Origin of the sequence: Saccharopolyspora sp. 6M (assembly GCF_020176775.1) — a bacterium.
GTDB lineage: Bacteria > Actinomycetota > Actinomycetes > Mycobacteriales > Pseudonocardiaceae > Saccharopolyspora_C > Saccharopolyspora_C gregorii.
This window is the reverse complement of record NZ_JAIUJZ010000203.1, coordinates 1-20,688: the sequence shown is the minus strand read 5'-3', so window position 1 is coordinate 20,688 and position 20,688 is coordinate 1. Positions and strand designations below refer to the sequence as shown.

19 protein-coding genes are annotated in these 20,688 nt (G+C 67.4%); 3 read left to right on the top strand and 16 right to left on the bottom strand.

Features of this window, described 5'->3' with window-relative positions; translation table 11 throughout:
• Window positions 1–138: 138 nt before the first annotated feature.
• The 8 genes from LCD31_RS23715 to LCD31_RS23680 form a co-directional block, all read right to left on the bottom strand.
• Window positions 139–660 carry an MSMEG_0572/Sll0783 family nitrogen starvation response protein gene (locus tag LCD31_RS23715; protein ID WP_224961420.1) on the bottom strand — a complete coding sequence of 174 codons (522 nt, stop codon included), beginning with the start codon at window positions 658–660 and terminating at the stop codon, window positions 139–141.
• Between the two features lie 26 nt (window positions 661–686).
• A complete protein-coding gene (locus tag LCD31_RS23710) occupies window positions 687–1,514 on the bottom strand; it encodes an amidohydrolase family protein (RefSeq protein ID WP_224961418.1) in 828 nt (275 codons plus the stop codon).
• 8 nt (window positions 1,515–1,522) lie between these two features.
• A complete protein-coding gene (locus tag LCD31_RS23705) occupies window positions 1,523–2,833 on the bottom strand; it encodes an MSMEG_0569 family flavin-dependent oxidoreductase (protein ID WP_224961416.1) in 1,311 nt (436 codons plus the stop codon).
• Window positions 2,830–3,120 (bottom strand): MSMEG_0570 family nitrogen starvation response protein, encoded by a 291-nt coding sequence (locus LCD31_RS23700; protein WP_224961414.1) that lies wholly within the window; start codon window positions 3,118–3,120, stop codon window positions 2,830–2,832. The genes LCD31_RS23705 and LCD31_RS23700 overlap by 4 nt, the downstream gene beginning before the upstream one ends.
• A 304-nt stretch (window positions 3,121–3,424) precedes the next feature.
• A complete protein-coding gene (locus LCD31_RS23695) occupies window positions 3,425–5,368 on the bottom strand; it encodes a YhgE/Pip family protein (RefSeq protein WP_224961412.1) in 1,944 nt (647 codons plus the stop codon).
• Window positions 5,365–6,054, bottom strand: coding sequence for an ATP-binding cassette domain-containing protein (locus tag LCD31_RS23690; RefSeq protein WP_224961410.1), 690 nt, complete (start codon window positions 6,052–6,054; stop codon window positions 5,365–5,367). The genes LCD31_RS23695 and LCD31_RS23690 overlap by 4 nt, the downstream gene beginning before the upstream one ends.
• 281 nt (window positions 6,055–6,335) lie before the next feature.
• On the bottom strand, window positions 6,336–7,619 hold the full coding sequence (locus tag LCD31_RS23685) for a cytochrome P450 (RefSeq protein ID WP_224961408.1): 1,284 nt from the start codon (window positions 7,617–7,619) through the stop codon (window positions 6,336–6,338).
• A gap of 273 nt (window positions 7,620–7,892) precedes the next feature.
• A complete protein-coding gene (locus tag LCD31_RS23680) occupies window positions 7,893–8,558 on the bottom strand; it encodes a hypothetical protein (protein WP_224961406.1) in 666 nt (221 codons plus the stop codon).
• A gap of 197 nt (window positions 8,559–8,755) precedes the next feature.
• Between LCD31_RS23680 and LCD31_RS23675 the strand changes: the two genes are divergently transcribed.
• Together LCD31_RS23675 and LCD31_RS23670 are read left to right on the top strand one after the other, a co-directional pair.
• On the top strand, window positions 8,756–9,208 hold the full coding sequence (locus LCD31_RS23675) for an Hsp20/alpha crystallin family protein (RefSeq protein WP_224961404.1): 453 nt from the start codon (window positions 8,756–8,758) through the stop codon (window positions 9,206–9,208).
• A 205-nt stretch (window positions 9,209–9,413) separates the two neighbouring features.
• Entirely contained in the window at window positions 9,414–9,575 is a 162-nt protein-coding gene (locus LCD31_RS23670) for a hypothetical protein (RefSeq protein ID WP_224961402.1), read from the top strand.
• Between the two features lie 758 nt (window positions 9,576–10,333).
• Here LCD31_RS23670 and LCD31_RS23665 read toward each other — a convergent pair.
• The 8 genes from LCD31_RS23665 to LCD31_RS23630 form a co-directional block, all read right to left on the bottom strand.
• Window positions 10,334–10,651 carry a WhiB family transcriptional regulator gene (locus tag LCD31_RS23665; protein WP_374201676.1) on the bottom strand — a complete coding sequence of 106 codons (318 nt, stop codon included), beginning with the start codon at window positions 10,649–10,651 and terminating at the stop codon, window positions 10,334–10,336.
• 755 nt (window positions 10,652–11,406) lie between these two features.
• Window positions 11,407–12,933 (bottom strand): NADH-quinone oxidoreductase subunit C, encoded by a 1,527-nt coding sequence (locus LCD31_RS23660; RefSeq protein WP_224961400.1) that lies wholly within the window; start codon window positions 12,931–12,933, stop codon window positions 11,407–11,409.
• A complete protein-coding gene (locus LCD31_RS23655; RefSeq protein ID WP_224961399.1) occupies window positions 12,930–14,408 on the bottom strand; it encodes a proton-conducting transporter membrane subunit in 1,479 nt (492 codons plus the stop codon). Before LCD31_RS23655 ends, LCD31_RS23660 begins: the two co-directional genes overlap by 4 nt.
• Window positions 14,408–15,070: a hypothetical protein gene (locus LCD31_RS23650; RefSeq protein WP_224961397.1), complete on the bottom strand. Its 663-nt coding sequence runs from the start codon at window positions 15,068–15,070 to the stop codon at window positions 14,408–14,410. The genes LCD31_RS23655 and LCD31_RS23650 overlap by 1 nt, the downstream gene beginning before the upstream one ends.
• Window positions 15,071–15,118: 48 nt before the next feature.
• Entirely contained in the window at window positions 15,119–16,075 is a 957-nt protein-coding gene (locus LCD31_RS23645) for a respiratory chain complex I subunit 1 family protein (RefSeq protein WP_224961395.1), read from the bottom strand.
• Window positions 16,075–18,087, bottom strand: coding sequence for a proton-conducting transporter membrane subunit (locus LCD31_RS23640; RefSeq protein WP_224961393.1), 2,013 nt, complete (start codon window positions 18,085–18,087; stop codon window positions 16,075–16,077). Before LCD31_RS23640 ends, LCD31_RS23645 begins: the two co-directional genes overlap by 1 nt.
• A complete protein-coding gene (locus LCD31_RS23635; RefSeq protein ID WP_224961391.1) occupies window positions 18,084–18,566 on the bottom strand; it encodes an NADH-quinone oxidoreductase subunit B family protein in 483 nt (160 codons plus the stop codon). The genes LCD31_RS23640 and LCD31_RS23635 overlap by 4 nt, the downstream gene beginning before the upstream one ends.
• Window positions 18,567–18,623: 57 nt before the next feature.
• Window positions 18,624–18,968, bottom strand: a complete 345-nt coding sequence (locus tag LCD31_RS23630; RefSeq protein WP_224961389.1) for a helix-turn-helix transcriptional regulator — start codon at window positions 18,966–18,968, stop codon at window positions 18,624–18,626.
• A 1,540-nt stretch (window positions 18,969–20,508) separates the two neighbouring features.
• On the opposite strand from LCD31_RS23630, the gene LCD31_RS23625 reads away from it, so the two are divergent.
• Window positions 20,509–20,688 (top strand): hypothetical protein (locus LCD31_RS23625; protein WP_224961387.1); only part of this gene is annotated, 180 nt, incomplete at its 3' end.

Below are 20,688 nucleotides of genomic sequence, written 5' to 3'. Positions count from 1 at the left end.
AGGCTGCTGGTCAGCATTCCGTAGGCTCACCGCATCAGACTGGAACGTGGGCGCCCCCCCCCCCCCCGGGGGGGGGGCCCCCGGACGGCACGACCGCGCGCTGCGGCGAATTTCGGGATGGGAACTTGGGAACTGGGCTCAGAGCTGATAGGTGGAGTTGATGATCGCGCCCTTCCGGGCGTAGTGGATGATCGCGTCCTGGACGTCGAGCGGGTGGGTGGGGATGACGCCTTCGATGAGGTCTTCCTCCCGCGCGCCGTGCAGCGAGAGGCCGAACCGGCAGCAGTACACCTTTCCGCCCTCGGCGATGAAGGTCTTGAGCTGGTCGTTGATGTTGTGCTCCCCGGGGAACGCGGAGTTCCCCGTGGTCGGGAATCCGCGGGTGGCCAGGCAGTTCAGCGAACCCGGCCCGTAGAAGTACACGGCCGACTCGAATCCCTTGCGCAGCGCGCGGGTCGCCTGCAGCACGGCCACGAAGCTCACCGAGGACTCGTGCGCGATGCCGTGCACCAACGTGAAGTAGGTTTCCCCGTTTTCCGCCTCGTAGTCGGGGAACACCTTGGTGGCCCCGTAGATGCTGGACCCTTCCGGCAGCGACGGGTGCGGGATCTCGTCGCGGGACTTGCGCTCGACATCGGTGAGTTCGACGGTCTCGGTCATGTTCTCTCCTCTGATCACGGTGTTTTTCAGTCGTAGAGCGCGGCGAAGGTCTCGCGGAACACGAGCTCGCCGAAGTAGCCGTCACCGGCTGCGGACCGCATCCGGGCGTACTCGCCGGGAAAGTCACCCCACGGTTGGTCGCTGGCGAAGAGCACGCGGTCGTGTCCGATGCCGCGGTGCTCGATCTCCCGGGCGAGCCAGTGCGGGGCGAAGCCGATGGCCCAGGAGAGGTCGGTGTACACGCGCTTTCCGGCGGCGACCCAGTCGAAGAAGCGCGAGCCGGCCAGCTTGATGTGGCCGCTCATGCCTCCTCCGAAGTGCACCAGGTGCACCGCGCAGCGATCGGCGTACCAGTCGACCAGGTTGCCCACCTGGTCGATGTCGGAGGCGGCGCCCGGCGAGGTGTGCACGTGCACGACCAGGCCGTGGCGCTCGGCGACCGCGAAGATCTCGTCGAGCAGGGGTCGGCACTCCGGCGCCGTCGGTGATCCACCGAGTAGGAAGCTCAGCTTCAGCGCCCGCACACCGGTTTCACCGGCCAGCGCGAGCGCCTTCGCCGTGCGCGCTCGATCTTCCGGTCGTGCGGACACCCACAGCCCGGCGCGCACCCGGTCGTCCCGCTGGGCGGCTTCCAGGACCAGCTCGTTGTGCGCGAAGGCGACATCGGGATCGGGCACGCCGTAGTTCGGCAGCACCAAAGCTCGTTCCGTCCCCTCCGCGTCCAGATCGGACAGCAGCTGGCCGACCGTGGCTCGGGCGGTGGTGTCGGCGTTGATGGCCGGGCCACCGTAGAAGGGGTGCGCGGGCAGCACCCCGAGATGCCGGTGCGCGTCGAAGACCAGGTTGTCGCTCACTGCTCACCTCAATTCGGCGACGGGACGGCGGAACGTGACGGTGATCTGCCGGTGAGCGCACCGCACACGTCGGTGATGCGGCGGGACGCGGCGATCCTCTCGACGAGGTACCGCGCATCCCTGCCGACCCCTTCCATCCGGCCGGAGCCCCAGGTGTGCTGCCAGGGCAGCCCGAGGAAGTGCAGCCCGGGTGCACTGGTCACGCCACGGCGGTGCACCAGATGACCGCGACCGTCGAAGACGGGGACCTCGATCCAGCGGTAGTCCGGGCGGAACCCGGTAGACCAGATCACCGTCGTGATCCCGGACTCGGCCAAGTCCAGCTCGCGCGGATGGGTCGCCGGGTCCGGCTCCCACACCGGCGTGTACCGGGCCTCGGTGGGCGCGTCGATGCCGCGAGCCGCTATGTGCGCGTCGATGGCGTCCTTGATGGACTCCATCACCTGGTCCGCCGCGTCCAATCCGGACTTGAGGTCGTCACCGAACGCGGCCCGGCCGTCGCGGATGTCGAGCAGACGCCCGTACAGCCGCATGCCCTGGCCCGCGAAGGTGCGCAGATCGATGTCCCGTCCGCCATCCCTGCCGGTGACGTAGTGGTTCACCCGCTTCCGCACCTGGGCGGGATCCGCGAACTCGTCGATGGTCTTGGCGTAATGCCCCATCTCGTCCAGCCACGCCACGCAGTCGCGGCCCCGATAGAACCGCGCCACCCGGGGCGCGTTGCCGACGGCCAGGTGCACACCGCGTCCCGCCAAGTGCAGGTCCTCGGCGATCTGTGCGCCCGACTGACCGCTGCCCACGACCAGCACATCGCCGGCCGGGAGTGCCGAGGGACTGCGGTAGTCGGCCGAGTGCAGCTGTTCGATACCGGCCGGGATCCGTTCGGCCGCAGCCGGTCTGCTCGGATCGTGGTAAGCGCCGGTGGCGACCACCACCTGTTCGGCGATGAACTCTCCCACCGTCGTGTCCAGCAGGTACGAGCCACCGGTGGACCGTCGCAATCGCGTGACACGCACCCCTTCCAGCACCGGTGCGCCAAAGGATTCGGCGTAGCTCTCCAAATAGGACACGATCTCGTCACGGAGCATGAAGCCGTCCGGATCGGCTCCCCGGTACTCGAATCCCGGCAGCGCGCACTGCCAGTTGGGGGTGACGAGGCAGAACGAATCCCAGCGACGGGAGCGCCAGTCGTGGCCGCGGCGGTCGGCTTCGAGCACGACGTGCCGGATGCCGCGCTGCCGCAAGCAGTAGCTGGCCGACAGTCCCGCCTGCCCGCCGCCCACCACCACGACCGGGTAGCGCGACTCGCGCGGGGTCATCGCCGCCTCCCCGCAGGGGAGTGCATCGCCTCCACGACGACCCGCCCATCGGACGGATGCTCGCGGGCGGTCGCGTTGATCTCGGCCAGCTGCCCTTCGGCAGCGGTGCAGCCGAAGCCGAACTTCGCCCGCACCCGTTCGTCGGCGATCCGCAACGCCTGCCTGCTGCGTTCGACGAAGTCGGTGACCTGGTAGGTACGGCCGACCTCGAGGTAATCTTCGATGATCGTGGATGGCGAGTAGCACTGCTGGACCGCACCGTCCGGCCAACGCACTCGAAACCGCATCTCTGGCATCGGTCCTCCAGTAGCGGGAAGACGAGGCGGAACCTCGTCGCTGCCGACGAGAACCATTCCAACGACCAGCTGTTTCCGGACGACGACATCCGGAAAAACAAGCGGTTCCGGCGCACGCGACCCTGTTACGACACCGCGAACGAGGCGCGCCGGCCGTCAGCGCGCCGCACCACGCGCTCGCTAACCGGGCCCGCACCTCACTGCCGGGCGCGGCTCAACTCCTGGAGTCCCACCACGACGGCGGCTTGCTCTACGTCTCCCGCGCAGCTGGGAAGCGGTGCGGGGGCACCGGACTTCACAGTTCGACGTCCGGGTGCAGCCGCCCGACCGTCCACACCCGCTGTCTGCGCACTACGAGTGCGGTCGTCAGGAGGAATGCCGCCCAGAATCCACCGAGCACCGCGAAGTCCCGCACCAGATGTTCCACCAGGCCACCGGAGATCGTCATCCTCAGCCCGTCGACGAGATAGGTCATCGGCAACAGCGGATGGAGTGCCTGGAAGAACCCGGGAGTGGTCGGCACGGGGTACAGTCCGCCCGACGAAGTCAGCTGCAACACCAGCAGCACCAGCGACACCACATCTCCGGGAACGCCGAAAGCGGTGCGCAAACAGTGGTCGATCGCAGTGAACGCGGCGACACCGGCCAGCATCAGAGCCACGCAGGCGAGCGCGTGGCGCGGCGCCAGTCCTAGTCCGAGGTCCACGACGGCGTAGAGGATCAACGCTCCCGCACCTCCCAGGATCGCCGCGGGCAGCCATCCGGCGACCGCGATGGTGAGCGAGCCGACCCGCCCGGGCAGCGCCCGCAGGTTGACCGGCCGCAGCAGCAGGAACGCGAACAGCCCGAACACCCACAGCGCGATGCTGAAGAAGAACGGGGCGAAACCGCGTCCGTAGGGTCCCGCCGGATTCAGGTTCTCCCGCTCGATGCGCACCGGGGTCCCCAGCACGCGCGCCGCTTCGGTGATCTGGTCGGAGTCGGTCTCCGGGATACGGACGAAAGCCTGGTCCACCGTGCGCGTGAGGTCGGCGGCAGCGGAGTTCGCCTGGTCGGCGGCGGTCCGCATTGCGCCGGACCCCTCTTCCAGCGCGCCGATCCCGGAGCTGATCGTCCGGGCTCCCTCAGCCACGGCATGTGCTCCGGAGTCGACCGTTCGGAGCGGTACGTTCGCGTCCAGCACCTTGCGTTGGGCCCGACCGATGTGGTCGCGGGTCTCGTTCGCCTCGGCCAGGGCCTGGTCCGCCCGCTGCTGGTTCCAAGCAGCTTCTTGATCGGCCCTGCCGGCACGCACGTCGAGATCATGTGCGTGGTCGCGGGCCCGCTGCACCACCGGTTCGTCGGCCAGCTCGGGGTGGATGCGCACGAGTTCGTCGACGTCCTGCACACCGCGCGCGGTGCCGCGTTTGACCGCGCCGGTGGTGGCGTGCGCGAAGGCAGCACCGCGGGCCACCGTCGTGGCGGTGTCGACCAGCTGGTCCGCGGCCGCAGGGAGACGGTCCGCGACCGCGCGGTTGAGCTCATCGGTGACCTGATCGACCTGCCCGGTCGCCTCGGCCAGCTGAGCGGCGCCGTCGCTGACTCGCCCGGCACCGTCGTGCAAGGCACTGGTCCCGGACATCAGCGAACCGGTTCCCTGCTGTGCGACCTCGGTGGCGCCGAGCAACCGGTGGGAACCGTCGGACGCCGTGGCCAACCGGTCCTTCACTTCGGACAGCTCACCATAGATGCTGCGTACGTAGGCCCCGTGCGCCGCCGCGTTGATCTGGTCCTGCAGTTGCGGCTGCACGACCTCGGTCATGATTCCGGCGATGTAGTTGTTCGCGTCGTTGAGCCGGATGTCGATCCCGGCCTGTTCGGGAACGGTGTTGCTCGCGGTCGCGAGCTTGGTGCTGAAGTCCGGTGGGATGGTGATCGTGAAGTAGTAGCGCCCCTGCGCGAGCCCCTCTTCGGCCTCCGCCGCGTCGGTGAAGCTCCACTGGAACGTCCCAGCCGCCTTGAGCTGCTGCTCTACTTCGCTACCAGCGTCGACGCGCTGACCCTGCGCGGTGTGCCCGGTGTGGTCCTGGTTGACCACGGCGACCGGGATCCGGTCGAGCTCGCCGTAAGGATCCCAGTTCGCCCACAGGTACGTGGCGCCGTAGAGGAGCGGGATCAGGCACAGCAACGGCGGGACCGCTCTCCGCAGCGGACCCCGAAATCTGCGCAGTTCCAGCAAGGCCAGTTTGACGGCGGTCATGTGGCTCCCCGTCCCCCGTTCCGTTCCGCGCGTTCGGCACCGGCCAAGCGTTCCCCGCTGCGCTGCGGCAGCACGACGGGCACCGCGTCCGGGAGGTTCGGTGTGGGGTCGGTGCCGCTGAGCAACAAGGTGATTCCTGATTCGCGCACCCGGGCTAGGCCGCTCCACACCCGCGCCCGCCCCTCCCGTGCGCATCCGTCGTCGGGCTCATCGACGACCACGGCGCCCGGCCCGCGCGCCACCGCCAGTGCGACCGCGAGCAGCACGTTCGCCACGGAATCCAGGTCCTCGACCCGCACTCTGCCGGGCACGTCGATGCCGACGAGGTCGAACGCGGCGGACACGGCGGGCCGGTCGACCCGATCGATCCAGCAACGCTCCGCGATCAAGTCGTCGACTCGCAGCCGTTCCTCCAGCTGACAGGCCGGTCCCGCGCGGGCGAGCGCGACAGTCTCGCGAACCGCAGCGGCCTCGCGGGGCAGGTAGTGCTGACCGACGCGCACCGCACCACTGACGAACCGCATCCGGCCTGAAAGCGCGAGCAGCAGCGAAGTCCGGCCGGAGCCGGCAGGGCCGCGAACCAGCAACGCGCCACCGGCCTCGACGGCGGTGGAGACGTTCTCGAAAACCGGCCCCCTCCCACCGCGCACCGACAGTCCCTCAGCGATGACATCCGTCCCTGGCACCGGGGCACCATAACCACGACGTCATCCGAACACGCAGCACCACGCCCGCCGCCAGACGACGATCTGCGCCACCGGTAGGCTCGGGTCCGTCGATCCGGGGCCCGCTCAACAGAAGCGGGCAGCGGAATCGGTGCCGAAGGCGATGGCGGAGCCGCGCTCGGGTTGCCATCGCAGCACCCGGTGGTCTCCACCGGGCACACGAACGATCTCCAGCGCAGAAGACGGGCCAGGCCCTCGGGTCCCTGGAACCGCACCTCCCGGACCGCGGCTCCGAAACCAGCTCAGGACAACCACACCGGCAGCGAAAACAATCCGTGGACGATGGACAGCTGCCGGAAATCGAGCTCGGATTCCGGAATGGCCAGCCGCATCCGCGGGAACCGGTTCGCCAGCGACAGGTACGCGCGCTCGAGTTCCATCCGTCCGAGCTCCGCCCCGATGCAGCGGTGGATGCCGTGGCCGAACGCCAGGTGCGCGGTGCGACCGCGTGCCATGTCGAACTCGTCCATGCCCTCGCCCAGGGCCGGGTCGCGGTCGGCGGCGCTCAGCGAGCACAGCACCACGTCCCCCGCCGAGATCTCGACGTCGCCGATGACCGTGTCTTCCTCTGCGAACCGCGGAAACGCGACCTGTACGACGGTGGCGTAGCGCAGCGCTTCCTCGACGAACGCGTTCGCGCTGCCGGGGTCTTCGCGCAGCTGTTGCGGGATCGAGGGATCCCGCAACATCAGCAGTGCGCCGATTGCGATCATGCTCGCAGTCGTCTCGAAGCCTCCGGTGAGCAGCCCGTCGGCCAAGCCCACCAGTTCGTCGTCGTCCACCTCGTCACCGTGGTCGCGCACCACCGCGCCCAGCAGGCCGTCGCCCGGGTCTCGCCGCTGCTCGGCCAGCACGCCGCGCAAGTACTCCAACGAGTCGGTCATCGCGTTGAACGAGTGCTGTGCCCGCCCGGATAGGTCGAACCGCGCCTCGCTCAACTCCTGGATGCGTTCGGAGTCGTGCCGCGGCATGCCGAGCAGCTCGCAGATCACCGCAGCGGGGATGACCGCCGCGAACTCCGCGACTAGGTCCACCGGGCCCGACTTCGCCGCCGCAGCGTCCAGCGCCTCATCGATGATCTCCTGCACCCGCGGCCGGATCCGGGCAATCCTGCGCTTGGTGAACTCCGGCTGCAAGAGCTTGCGCAACCGCGTGTGCCGGGGTGGATCGGCGAACCCCAGTCCCGGGCTGCTGCTGACGGATTCCGCGCCCAGCACTCGACCGAGGTCGTTGCTGAACCCACAGGACGAACCCAGCACGTGCTTGCACTCCGCATAACCGGTGACCAGCCACACGCTCCGGCCGATCGGCAGCGGCAGCCGCCGCACAGGCTTGATCGACCGCCCACGAGTCAGCTCCGGCACCGGGGACACCCCGTCCCGTTGCAGCACCGCCTTCGCCGATTTGGGCAGGTACCGCAGCTGGGACAATTCCACACCGCTGCCCTGCTTCACACTCCGGTAGCGGCCCGCGAACCAGGAGAGCAGGCCCGAACTCACCGCATCCAAGCACAGCAGCTGCGGCATCCGCCTCCGCGAGAACGAACTCAAGCACTTCAACCGCAAAAAGACACCCGCAGACGCTCACGCACGCTGTTCCCGATAAGGTACATCGCCTTCGCCGCCTGCCGGTGTGCCCACCTTCCATTTTCCCGGTGTCCGGCGGTTCGGGACCCCCGCTCGTGCGCGTTCGCCGCTGCTGGGCGATTGACGGCTTCGCACGCGGTCGACCCGACGTGAACCCCGCGCTCGCTCGGCGAGCTGGCGACACGGCGAGCCGTTGTCCACCACCGCGCACGGCTACGCGGCCGCGGGCAAAAGGGCCGGTCGGCCGCCAGATGCGGTCCCGGCCGCGGGCGACGTGACCAACCGACCGCACTCGCTGGCGGCGATCCAGTCGTCCAGGGTTGCGGCACCGCCGAGAGAGGGGTCGCTCAACTCGCTTGCCACCGGCAACCCCGTAGCCGCGGAACGGACTTCAGGTACCAGCGCGTTCCACCACAAACGGTGGTTGCTCACCGCGGCCGCGACCACCAACGCCCCACGCTCATCGTGTTGGTCCAGGCACCAGGCGAGGGTGTCGCCGGGAACGTTCGCAACGACGACGACTCCGCCAGGACTGGTCTCCGGCAGGGCCGCAAGCTGATCCCGCGCACGACGATCACCGAAGGCTTCGAGCACGACGCGGGACGCGTGATCGCGCTCGTCGCTGTGCTCGTCAAGCGCCTCGCGGATCCAAAGCCCCGGACCGAGCGGCCGCTCAACGTGCTCGACCACCGCCTCCCACGGCCATGGCTCGACGCGGCGCCTCAACAATTCCGACATCCGCTCACGAGCTCCTGACAGCGTGTCGGCCTCCACCGCGGCGTCATCGGCGATCGCATAGCCCCGCCACTGCTCCCAGTCGCCCGCCTCCGCAGCGCACCAGCGGTAGATCACGTGCAGCACCGGCACCGGAACGCTCACCACCTTCCTGCGATCGACCCGGCTCGTCAGCGGGCCTCACCCTCGGACTTGAAATTCTCCGTTCGTGAGTACAGAATAGATTCATCGGCGGACCTGTCAAGTTTGGCATCCGAACTGCCCCGAAGAAAGGCGTACGGGTGCGCCGCCATGGCGCTGCCCGTCGGTCGACCAGCTCCACATGGGAAAGGAGAGTTGTGATGACGCTCGCGTTCGACCCGTTGTTCCGGGATCTCAACCGCTTGACCACCGAGGTGTTCGGCACCAGCCGCGCGCCGCAGGGCATGGCCATGGACGCCTACCGCGCCGGCGAGAACTACGTCGCCGAGTTCGACCTGCCCGGCATCGACCCGGACTCGCTGGAGGTCAGGGCGGAGAACAACACGCTGACCGTGCGAGCCCAGCGTCAAGGCCGCACGGAAAGCGATACGAACGGCGAGATCAGCTACATCGCCGCCGAGCGACCTCGCGGGACCTTCTCCCGGCAGCTGGCTCTGGGTGACGGGCTGGACTTGGACAACATCACCGCGGACTACGCCGACGGAGTCCTGACCGTGACCATGCCAGTGGCCGAGCAGGCCAAGCCCCGCCAAATCCAGGTCGGCCGCCGTGACACCGGCGGCCGCAAGGTCATCGACAGCGGCGGCAGCTGACCCCACCCGTTCCGCGTGCCCGGGTCGCAGATCGGCCCGGGCACGCCCTACCGGCCGCAGCAGGAGAGACCCGAACGCTCCGGCGCCGAGGGGACTGGAACCGCACTCGACGACATCGACCATCCCGCCTACACCGTGGGACGAGCTGCAGAGATGCTGCGCGTCACCCCCGGACTTCCTGCGCAGCTGGACGACACCGGCCCGCGTGCCGGCCCTGTTGGGCGATCCCGAGCTGACCGCGCTGGCCATGGCCTGCCGCATCGCCGGCCTCGAACGGGACCTCCACGACACCCGGCCACCTTCGTGGAACCTCTACAACCCGCACGGAGAGCGCGATCCCGACATCGAGGGGGAGATGCCCCTCTGATCGTCGCGTTCGACGACCGCCTCGACGCACCACTCGGCCCATCCGATGACCGAACGGATATTTCATGCAGCCGATGCAGGTATCATGCCAAAAAGACGGACGATTTCTTGCGCGAGAGTCGGCCGGGACAGGGCAGCCACGGTGCTCTTCGCTTCCTGGGCTCAGGAAAGCGGTGTGCAGGCGAGCGTGGCGGGAGGCGTTGTCTCGTGCTCTCCCACCACTATCCCTTCGGAGACCACAACCATCGTCAACACCTGCATCCTTGCCTGGAACGACATCGGGCACGCAACGTCAGGTGCACGCCTCCCCCGAATGCGGCAGAAGCCCCGCTGTGGACGTCACCGGGACCGGACGAGCCTCAGCGGGAGTCGCGCTGGTCGTCAGCGAGAGAGAGACTCATCCCGGTTCCCCTGCATTGCGGGCACATCCGCGGAGCGAGGACGAAGGACGGCGTGGCGTCGGGACCGTATCGGGCTTGCAAAGTTGTGATCATCCGTGTCCCGTGGCAGCGCGAGCATCGCGACCGGGGCCAAGTCGTGGGCGATGCTTCAGTGGCCCGCCGAAGCACTGCTGATCGCAGGTCGCGAAGGTGTTCGTCCTCGTCTTCGACAGTGGCATGACGTTCGTGGGCCTGCGCGTGTTCTGCCAGCGCGCGTTCGAACGCCGCGAGGGCGTGCTCGAGTTCGACGTTCGACGCCGGAGTGCTGTCAGCCATCACGTCTCCTTCGTCGCTGAGATGATGCGGCGCTCGGGAACATTCACGCCACGTGCTGCCGCCAGATCGCGGCCCCGCCCCGCGAGGCGCGAAGATCGCTACCGGAGCGAACAGCGGCACGCAGCTTGCGACGGTCGGCTTCTCCGAGACCACCCCAAATCCCGTACCTCTCATCGTGCAGCAACGAGTGTTCGAGGCAAGCCTCTCGGACAGGGCAGGTGCCGCAGATGCGCTTGGCGGCCGTCCCGGACTGACCCTGCTCGGGGAAGAAGGCATCTGGATCGGTCTGCGCACAGAGCCCGGACTGGTACCAGTCCGGCTGTCGATCTTCGGCCACCGGTTCGCCGTCAACGATGCGCATGTTCAGAACCTCCGTTCAGAGCACTTGTACGCCCATGTGACCGTCACCCGGACGAGGCATGACGCAGCGAATTTAGTGTTCTGGATCACTCGTACGGCAGCATGAAAGGGGCGGCCTCACTCGCCCCACGTCCCAGCGGGCCATAGCGCGTAACGCTCGGCGCGACCGAGGAAGGAAGTTGCAGAGCATCGCCAAATACCCCCTAAGAGGTGAATGCAGCTGGTACCTATGCCCTAATACTGTTGTTCCATGTACAGACAGGCCACCCAGAACCCGACTCCGGTACATGAGGACACACTGCTGCAGATTTGGCTTACCGGCCGCATATCAGATCTGCTGGAGCTCGCCTCCAGCGACCTCGAACAAGCTTGCCGAGAATTCGATGCACTCATCCCCCAGTGGGGCACCAAACGCGTCAGGCGCGCACTTGGCGATCTCGTCCAGGACTTCCAAAAATAAGGCCCCGCAGTACCGAGGCACGCCAAACTAGGAGCTTGTTGATCGGGCCTACCACCTTGAACCAGCGAGCGAGCGTCAGATCTTACCGCAGACAGAACGACGGAAGATCCCGCCGCACATCCCCACATCCCGGGAGGCACGTGCTCGGCAGTCAGGCGTGAGCTCGAGCGATGTTCGAGGCCGGACTCCGCGGAGTCAGGTCGTTCAGCGAACGTTGCCGAGCATCATCGTGGCTCAACAAAATATCCGCACTTGCGGCAACTCACTCACCAAGCCCCCGGGAAACCAATCCGACCCTAGAGGTCATTACCCGCGTAGGACAAGTTGAAACTCTTATTCACCAATGGAAAATCAGGGACAATCGTGTTGTTCAACGCCACCGGCAGTGCCGGCCAGTTGAAGAAGCTCGGGTCGACAATCTTCACCCGACTCAACCGCCCATTCATTTTGAGCTCCACCCGGTGCACGATAGTGCCCCGCCATCCTTCGGTGATACCTACACCGGAACCACCAAGACCGTCAGGTTCATCGACGCATCCACTCGTAGCGGACACCCGACCGTCTATCTGCTCCGCCAAGTGCGCGATCATATCGATCGATTGACTGACCTCTGCAGCCCGCCCGGAAAAACGTGCTAGCACGTCTCCCCCGGTCTGCTCGTAGTGAAGGCGCTGCTGCGGGGGAGACAGCACCGGGTGGTCCCACCTCGCGTCCACCTCCAGCCCGCTGGCTCGGGCGACATAGCCCAAAGTTCCCAGATCGAATGCCTGCTGCGAGGACAGCACCGCGGTGCCGGCGAAGCGGTCCCGCACCACGCTGTGCCCCAGCGCGAGGTCGTGCAGCTGCCCGGCCTCGTCCTTGACGGCTGCCAGCGCAGCCAGGTCCGGGAGCTTCCGGACCACCGCTCCGCCCACCCGCACTCCGCCTCGCAACAAACGGTGTCCGGTGACGTCGTCGTTCATCCGGAGCAGACGCTCGCGCAGTCGACCGGCGTGCGAGTTCAGCACGCCGTGCCCCACGTCGTTGCACAGCGCGCCGAGATCGGTGACGTGGTTGTACAACCTCTCCAACTCCAGCAGCACTGCGCGGATCCGCAGCGCGGCCAGCGGTACTCGCACGGACGCAGCGTCCTCGACCGCCTGGCAGTACGCCAGCGCGTGCCCGACGGAGGTGTCCCCGCTGATGTGCTCGGCGAGCGACAGCCCCTCGTCAGGTCGCAGTCCTTGGAATTGCTTTTCTATTCCTCTGTGGACGAACCAGAGACGGGCTTTGAGGTTGAGGATCGTCTCCCCGACGACCGAGAAGCGGAAGTGACCGGGTTCGATCAGTCCTGCGTGTACGGGCCCCACCGGAATCTCGTGCACACCGTTGCCCTCGACCGCTCGGAAGGGGTAGGGGCCGTCGACGGCTCCGAACTCCGGTGCCTCGCCCGCGTCCTGCCGCATCGGATACCACCCCTGCGGCCAGTGGAAGTGCCGCACGAGCCGACGCGGTAGCGGATGGCCGTCCGGCACGATGCCGAACAGATCGCGCATCTCACGTTCGAAACGACCCGCGGGGAACGACAAACCCGCCACGCTCGGCAGGTGCGGATCAGCGCGATCGACCGGCACTTGCAGCTCGACGCGGCGATCGTCGTCCGCACAGGTGAACAGGTAGACGGCACGCAACAGCTGACCGTCATCGTGTCCAGCGATCATCGCGATCCGGTACCCGGCCGTCAACAACCGTTCCACCTGCGCGTACACGGCATCCGGCGTGATGATCAACGCGGTACGCCGGTGGCCGCGCGGTTCGCCGTCGGCGCTGTCGGGAAGAGTCATGGCGTTCCTGAGAGGAGCTCGGCGGTCAGGGGCAACAAGGGATCCAGGAGGCCACCGACGGCACCGAGCACGACGGAAGCGACCAAGCCGGTGAGCAGAACCGCCTCCGTGCGCGCCCCGGTGCGCGGCGGTGCGACCTCGGCTCTCCCGCTGGAAGATGCACCGAGCAGCATCCGGCTGGTGTGGACCAACAAGGAAGCGCCGATCATCAGAACGAAGAAGAACGCGACCGCAACTGCCCACCCCAGCCCCGCACGGAATCCCTCACGGGCGATCCCGATCTCGCTGGCGAACAAGCTGAACGGAGGCATCCCGGCAAGCGCCAGCACACCCAGCCCGAAGCAGCCGGCGAGTACCGGGTACCGGACAGCCGACCCGCGAGCCCCATCCACCTCGCTGGTACCGATGAGTTGCGACATTCGCCCGGAGCCGAGGAAGAGCACCGTTTTCACCAGACCATGCCCGAAAATGTGCAGCAGCACCGCAGCGATCGCCAACCGTCCACCGATGCCCGCACCCAACGCTGCCAATCCCACGTGCTCGATGCTGGAATAGCCGAGCATCCTCTTGTAATCACGCTGAGCGATCAGCAGGGATGCCGACACCGCCAACGACATCAAGGCGAGGATCACCAGCAGGACGCGGACGAATCCGGGTCCCAGGGCCACATCGGCGATCATCTTGACGCGCAAGACGGCGTAGAAGGAGACGGCCAGCATCCCGCCTGACATCAACGCCGCGACCGGCGCCGGTGCTTGGCCGTACGCGTCCGGCACCCAAGCGTGCAGAGGCGCCAACCCCGCTTTCGCCCCGAAACCGATGATCAGCAATGCGCCGGCGATCCGAGTGACCGCCGGATCCAGTGATGCCGCGGTGGACACGAGCGCCGACCAATCGAGGCCCGCCCCAGCACCGGTGTGCAGAGACGCGTAATTGAGCAGGAACACCCCCAGCAGTGCGAGTCCGATACCAGCTGAACAGATCACGACGTACTTCCACGCCGCCTCCACCGCGGAACGGGTCCGCTGCTGCCCCACCAGCAGGGCGGTCGCGATCGTGGCCGCTTCGACCGCTACCCACATCACCCCGAGGTTGGCGGCCAGCACCGCCAAGGTCATGGTCCCCACGAAAACCTGGACCAGCACGCAGTGGAGCACTGCGGCACGAGAGTCCAGCCGTCCAGCTGCCCGCTCCACGGCCAGGTGTTCCGGAGTCGCGAAAGCCGCCAACAGCGTGACCGTACCGGTCAGTACCAGCATGAACGCGGTGAGGGCGTCCGCTCGCAACATCCCGTGCAGCGCCGTGGTCGGACCGTTCTCGACAACGGACAGTGCGACGCCCGCGGAAGCGAGCAGCACCAGCGCGGCGGTCACCACTCCAACCCACGACGTCGCGCGGTGCCACCCCGCCAGCGCGCACCCCGCGGCGCCCACCAGCGGAACGGCTACCGCCGCGATGAGGAGCCAATGGATCATCAATCGTGCAACTCCCGCAGTTCAGCCAGATCTGTGGTGCCGAACGCATCCCGCATCCGCACAGTCAAGGACTGCAGCACCAGCACCACCAACAACACGTCCAACGACACACCCAACTCCACGACGAGCCCTGCACCCGAGGTGGTCAAGAACCCGACGGCCGTGACGCCGTTGTCGATCAGCAGGAAGCCGACCACTTGGGACAGTGCCCGACGGCGGGTGACCAGGACGAAGAACCCGATCAACACGACTGCCACACCGATGACCAGGGCATCCGTGGCCGGTGATGGGGCGAGCGCCACCAGCGGCTGCGAGACCGCGTAAGCCAACAAGGTGAGCGCGGCACCCGCGAGCAGCGAAGCCGCGATGTTCACCACAGAGCGGGTCTCCCGCCCGACTTCGTCGGACGCCGCCAAGGCACGTCGTAGCAGCATCGGGAGCACGCCGGCTCGAAGCACCAGAAGACCCGCACACACGGCCGCCAGCTCGCCGGAGCGCTCGTAACCCGCGGAAATCCCGACGACAGCTGCCAGCGCGGCCCCCTGCAACGCGAAGACCCGGATGACGACGGTGAGTTCCCGGCGCCACTGCACGAGCACGGCGGCGAGGAGCATCGCGCCGCAAGCCGCGTCGAGCAGCAGGACGTACAGGTCACGGCTCATGGCGCACTCCGGTGGCGGATCATCGTCATTCCTTTCGGCTCGGACTCGTCAGTGGGGCTGCGGCAGGAAGAACGAGGCTGCGACAGCCATGACCGAGAGCAGGAACGACCCCGCCAGCAACTCCGGAACGCGGAACAACCGCAGCTTGGCCAGGAATCCCTCGCCCACAGCGAGCAGGAGCGCAAGCAGGGCGACTTTGCCGGTGAAAGCCAGCACACCTCCCAGCAGCGCGAGCGGCGCAGCGTCGGTCGCGATGCCCCAGGGGAGGAACAGATTCGCCAGGAGCCCCAGGAACACCGTCAAACGCATTGCCGACGCCCACTCGACCAGGGCCAGGTCCCGGCCCGCGTACTCCAGGACCATCGCCTCGTGCACCATCGTGAGTTCCAGGTGAGTGGAGGGATTGTCCACCGGGAGCCGCCCCGTCTCGGCGATGATCACCACCGCGAAGGCGACTGCTGACAGCAGGCTCGCGGGTGAGAAGACCATCGCCGGGTCGTGCACGGTCGACGTCACGATCGAACTGAGATCGGTCGAGCCCACCCGCACCGACAACGCGAAGATCGACAACAACAGGGTGGGCTCCACCAACGCGACGATCGTCATCTCCCTGCTGGCGCCCATACCGCCGAAGGTGGTTCCGGTGTCCAACCCGGCCAGCGCCACCGCCACGGTGCCCAACGTCAGAAGCGCCACCACCGCGAACAGGTCCGCCACGGGCCTCGCTGCAGATTCAATCGTGATGAACGGAGCCACGAGCGCCACGACCACCGTCGTGGACCACACCACCAACGGTGCGACCCGGAACACCTCGCTGGTGCCGCGCGGTACAACGGATTCCTTCAGGAACAGCTTGCGCAGGTCCCGCCACGGCTGCCCCACCCCGGCTCCAGCACGGCCTTCCAGTCGCGCCCTGGCCTGCCTCATGGCCCCGATCAGGAACGGCGCCCCCACAACGATCAACGCGCACTGCAGGCCACCACCGATCACGCCGAGAACGCTCATCAGAGCACCACCAGCACGATCAGCACGCCGCACACGAAGTAGAACCCGTAGCCCAGGTAGCGGTGCACGCTCCCGGTCGCCAGCCGCCTCGCGGAAGTTCCCCACGCGGCAACGCCCCGCAGCACGGGAGCGTAGACCCGGTGCTCGAAGGGCTCCGGCACGTGCTGGCGGTACTCGACGGCTTGTACGAGATACGCCGATTGCCGGTGGTGAGTCACGGCGACGTCCTGTTCAGGGCGAACCACGTTCTCGAAAACCCGTTGCAACGGCTCAGCGAACGAGGTGGCGGTGTACTCCATTCGGGGAGATGGCGGACCTGCTCCGCAGTCCCACGACCGCACTTCCCGGCCCCGGCGCGCTGCCGCGAGGCGCAGCACCGCCAGCACCAGCACACAGCCGGCGAGGAGGCCCGCGGCGAGCAACACCGGCGAGAGGGCCCCCACCACCCCGTTCAACCGCAGCGTGACCGCTCCCAGAACCGCAGGCCCCGAGTCGCCCAGCACCAGGCCGCTCACGCCTGCGAGGGAGGGCAGAACCAACCCCGGTAGCAGCGCCAGCCCGACGCACGCGACCGCGGCCGCGGCGATCCCGACGAGCATGGAGGTAGGGCTCTCCTTCGCCGCGCCGACGGCGTTGCTCCGAGGACGGGCCAAGAACCCGATCCCGAACGCCTTGACGAAGGTCGCGGTCGACAGGCCCGCGGTCAGAGCAACGGCGGCGACGGCCATCGGCATCACGATCGCCGTCGCCGCTCCGGTGGACGGCGAGCCGTGGATCAACGCCTGCAACAGCAACCATTCGCTGACAAAGGCCGTCCCCGGTGGCAACGCCGATGCTGCCAGCGCACCGACCGCGAATCCCCACGTGGTGAAAGGCATCTTCACGCGCAGGCCGCCCAAGAGATCGAGATCCCGTACCCCGGTCGCGTGCACGACCGAGCCGGCGGAGAGGAACAGCAATGTCTTGAACGCAGCGTGATTGATCACGTGCACCAGGCCCGCCGTCAACGCCAGACTTGCCAGCACGTCTTGTCCCGTGGCATCGAAATACCCCGCGGCACCGACCCCCAGAAGCACCAATCCCATGTTCTCGGTCGTCGAATTCCCCAGAAGACGCTTCAGGTCGTTGCTCATCGCAGCCTGCAAGATGCCGTGGAGAGCTGACATCGCCCCCAGCAGCAGAACCAGCAGCCACCACCAAGCGGGACCGCCCGCCAGCAGGTCGAAACCCACCCGGATGAGGCCGTACACGCCGAGGTTGACCATTCCCGCCGACATCAGCGCCGACACGTGACTGGGCGCCTCGGGGTGCGCGCGGGGCAACCAGGCGTGCAGTGGCAGCGCGCCTGCCTTGGAGGTGAAGCCCGCTGCGGTCAACAGGAAAGCGGCACCGGCGACGAACGGCGGTAGCTCCGCCGAACCGTCTCGCACGGACGTGAACGAGTCGTCGGAGCAGTGCGCGACGACCAGAAGCAACCCGAGCGAGATCGCCACCGCTCCCACGTGGGTCATCACCGCGTACCAGCGACCTGCTACCGCCACCTCATCGCGGCTCGCATGTTCAGCCAGCACCAGCGCCAGAGAGGTGAGCGCCACGAGCTCCCAGCACGCCAGGAACGCGCCGATGCTCCCCGTCGCGGGTACCAGCAGCATTGACAGCACGAACAGCGGCAGCACCGACTGGACGGGGCGGCTGTTGAGGCTCTCCCGGGCGTAACCGATGCCGTACGTCGCGGCCACGACCGCCACCCCGCCCGCGACGAGCAGGAACACGCCGCTCAGCGGATCCACGGACACGGCTGCGCCGAACAGCGGGAGCAAGCCGGGAAGCGATGCCGATAACGACTGGCCGGCCAATGCGCTCGCGCCGGCGATGACGCCGCACCCGCCGACAAAAGCCGTGCCCACCCCGCAGACGAACGGGCGAGTTCGTGCTGGAACGAACACACCCGCCACAGCACTGAGCAAGCCGACGCCGATCGCCGCGACAAGCCCGGAGGAGATGAGGTTCATCGTCCGGTCAGCTTTCGCAAACCCGCCACGATCTCCTCGGGGCGGGGTGGGCAACCGGGGATCTCCAGATCGACCGGCACCACATCACGCACGGCTCCCACGACGCCGTACGCCCTGGCAAGAGCACCGCAGCCGCGAGCGCAGTCCCCTACAGCCACTACGAAACGCGGCTTTGCAAGCGCCTCGTACGTGCGCCGCAGCGGCTCCGCCATGTTTCGAGTGACCGGGCCGGTGACCAGCAAGGCATCGGCGTGCCGTGGTGACGCCACCAGCCGTGCCCCGTAGCGCTCGGCGTCGTACACCGGCCCGAACGCGGAAGCGATCTCGACCTCGCAGCCGTTGCACGAGCCCGCATCGACGTGCCGGAACTGCACCGAGCCACCCAGCTCGCTCGCAGCAGGCAGCAACTCTCCCGACAGTGCGGGGCCAGGTTCGGCAATGCGCCCGATTCGACGGATCTCTCTTAGCAAGCTCAACACGCGGTGCTCCCACATCGACTTCCAAGTAGTAGTCAGGGGTTACGGATCTTCAACCGCTCAAGAACCGGGAGACTCCCCAGGACCGCGCAAGTCGTCGAGCAGCTCGACCTGCCCGGACAACACTCCGGTCAAGATTGCCCGAGCCACCACCAGCAGTTCCGCGACCTGCGGGCTGGTCAGCGAGTAGATGACCGCGGAACCTCGCCGGGACGTGGTGACGAGTCCGGCACGGCGCAGTACCGCCAGCTGCTGCGAAAGGTTCGCCGACTCGACCCCGACCTCGGGGAGCATTTCGGACACCGCGTGATCTCGCTCGCTCAACAGCTCAAGCACCCGAATTCGAGCGGGGTGACCCAAGGTCTTGAAAAATTCAGCCTTCAACTGATAAAGGGGCGTGCTCACCTGACTCCCTCCGCGAAAATTCCAGGGCCCACACCGTTCGCCCGCGAGCCGAGCCTTCCGATGACGCCCCCGGACGCCCTCCGTGGAACCGCCCCACCACAAGCAAGTACGAAAATCACTAGTTGCATACTTTAGCAACTGCTTGAGTCGGCATGAGACCTGGCCATCAAGAGCACCCGAGACGGACGGAACGGACGCAGGTCGCGGCACGCCGCCCCGGCAGGGACCCGGAGGCCAGGGGATCGTGCCGACAACACGCCACCAGCTCCCCTGCCGGACGTGAGCACCACCGCTTCGCCCACCGGCGCCGGCTCCGACTCCCCCGCTCACGCCGAGTCGGCCCACGTCCTACCGCTGGATCACTCGCCGCCACTGCTCCAACAATGTCCCGACCAGCGAATCAACCATCAGCGCGGAGGTGGAACCGGGCGCAGCGGCGATGGCAACTCCACCCCGGCGACAAGTGGACTGAATCCAATCAGCATCCCCGAACGCTCGACCCACCCCGAGGAGGCGTCCGGAGACAGCACTGTTCTCCGGCTGCGGATCTTTCACGAAGCCCAGAGCGCCTGGCGGACCCCCACGCAGTCAATGCCGACTCCGCCATGGCACCCGACGGAGGGCACCACCATTCCTGCCCAACAGGGGCACAGCCCATCGATGCCGGGGCGCTGCCCGCCCCCGGAGAGCGGGACCGGGCAGCGGCCCCCTTACCCCGACTTTTCGAAGGTAACCAGGCAAAGCATGGCAGAGATCAAAATTTGTTCAAAATCACACTCATTCGAGGGTAGCGGGACCATCCACGCCATGCTTTCCGTTCGTCAGCGACTTCGAACGGAGGGCGCAGCGCCTCTCACCACGCCATCGACGCCGCTACAACTGGCGAAAACCAGCAAGCAGGTGAACAGCGCGGCGATCCGCGGCCTGCCAACCGACGTCCGCGATCATCGCCGAGACCGCAGAGCGTCGAAATCAACTTCTCGGCCGCAGAATCCTCCGCCACGACGCAGCTGGCAACACCACGATCCGGGGACCCGTCATCCAACGCCACAGCGGCAGAAGCGCCAAGCAAAGAACGACCGATCCGCCACGGCGAACCAGAGGACTCCTCATCGCTCCGCTACCTGCGGGTGCTGCACCGCTGCCGAGTTGCGCCGAGGCCGCTGAGTGGCCTCGGCCAACGCACGTGACAGCGCCGGTGCTTCCCACCGCTGCACCAACCGATCAAATTCCGCGCACGCTCCCTCGAGGTTCCGGCGCACGATCCATGGGGTGTTCCTGCGTGTCCGCGTGGGATTTGGTCTGTCGGAGGTCGTGGTGCGTGCTCGTTACCAGCACCTACCCACTGTCCTCCGCATCCGCCGCCAGCTGCGGCGCAATCACGGCGAGCCCTCACCGCTGATCCGGTTGGACCTCGTGCTGAACAGCCGTTCTGTCCCGATTGGCAGGCAAGCAGGGGCCAACCCCTCGGGAGCTCGGTTCCGCGGTGCCGCCGCCGAACGTTCCACTGGTCGTTGTGCGAGGGGGCATCCTGGCGGGCGTGCTGACGAACTCTGACGAGCAGAGCGCGGGCCTCTCCGTGGCGCAGGTGGTGGAACTGCTCGATGCCGTTGCCGGTGAGCCCGAGGATGACGCGGCCAACGTGTTCGAGCGGCTGAGCTCGGAGCTGCCGGCAGGAGAAGCGGCGGGGTTGGTGGATCGCCTTCGTGACCTCCGGTCG

Excerpts from the sequence above, each read along its gene's own strand:
- LCD31_RS23715 (WP_224961420.1), bottom strand. The coding sequence starts at position 660 with ATGACCGAGACCGTCGAACTCACCGATGTCGAGCGCAAGTCCCGCGAC.
- LCD31_RS23705 (WP_224961416.1), bottom strand. The coding sequence starts at position 2,833 with ATGACCCCGCGCGAGTCGCGCTACCCGGTCGTGGTGGTGGGCGGCGGG.
- LCD31_RS23700 (WP_224961414.1), bottom strand. The coding sequence starts at position 3,120 with ATGCGGTTTCGAGTGCGTTGGCCGGACGGTGCGGTCCAGCAGTGCTAC.
- LCD31_RS23695 (WP_224961412.1), bottom strand. The coding sequence starts at position 5,368 with ATGACCGCCGTCAAACTGGCCTTGCTGGAACTGCGCAGATTTCGGGGT.
- LCD31_RS23685 (WP_224961408.1), bottom strand. The coding sequence starts at position 7,619 with ATGCCGCAGCTGCTGTGCTTGGATGCGGTGAGTTCGGGCCTGCTCTCC.
- LCD31_RS23675 (WP_224961404.1), top strand. The coding sequence starts at position 8,756 with ATGACGCTCGCGTTCGACCCGTTGTTCCGGGATCTCAACCGCTTGACC.
- LCD31_RS23665 (WP_374201676.1), bottom strand. The coding sequence starts at position 10,651 with ATGCGCATCGTTGACGGCGAACCGGTGGCCGAAGATCGACAGCCGGAC.
- LCD31_RS23660 (WP_224961400.1), bottom strand. The coding sequence starts at position 12,933 with ATGACTCTTCCCGACAGCGCCGACGGCGAACCGCGCGGCCACCGGCGT.
- LCD31_RS23655 (WP_224961399.1), bottom strand. The coding sequence starts at position 14,408 with ATGATCCATTGGCTCCTCATCGCGGCGGTAGCCGTTCCGCTGGTGGGC.
- LCD31_RS23650 (WP_224961397.1), bottom strand. The coding sequence starts at position 15,070 with ATGAGCCGTGACCTGTACGTCCTGCTGCTCGACGCGGCTTGCGGCGCG.
- LCD31_RS23645 (WP_224961395.1), bottom strand. The coding sequence starts at position 16,075 with ATGAGCGTTCTCGGCGTGATCGGTGGTGGCCTGCAGTGCGCGTTGATC.
- LCD31_RS23640 (WP_224961393.1), bottom strand. The coding sequence starts at position 18,087 with ATGAACCTCATCTCCTCCGGGCTTGTCGCGGCGATCGGCGTCGGCTTG.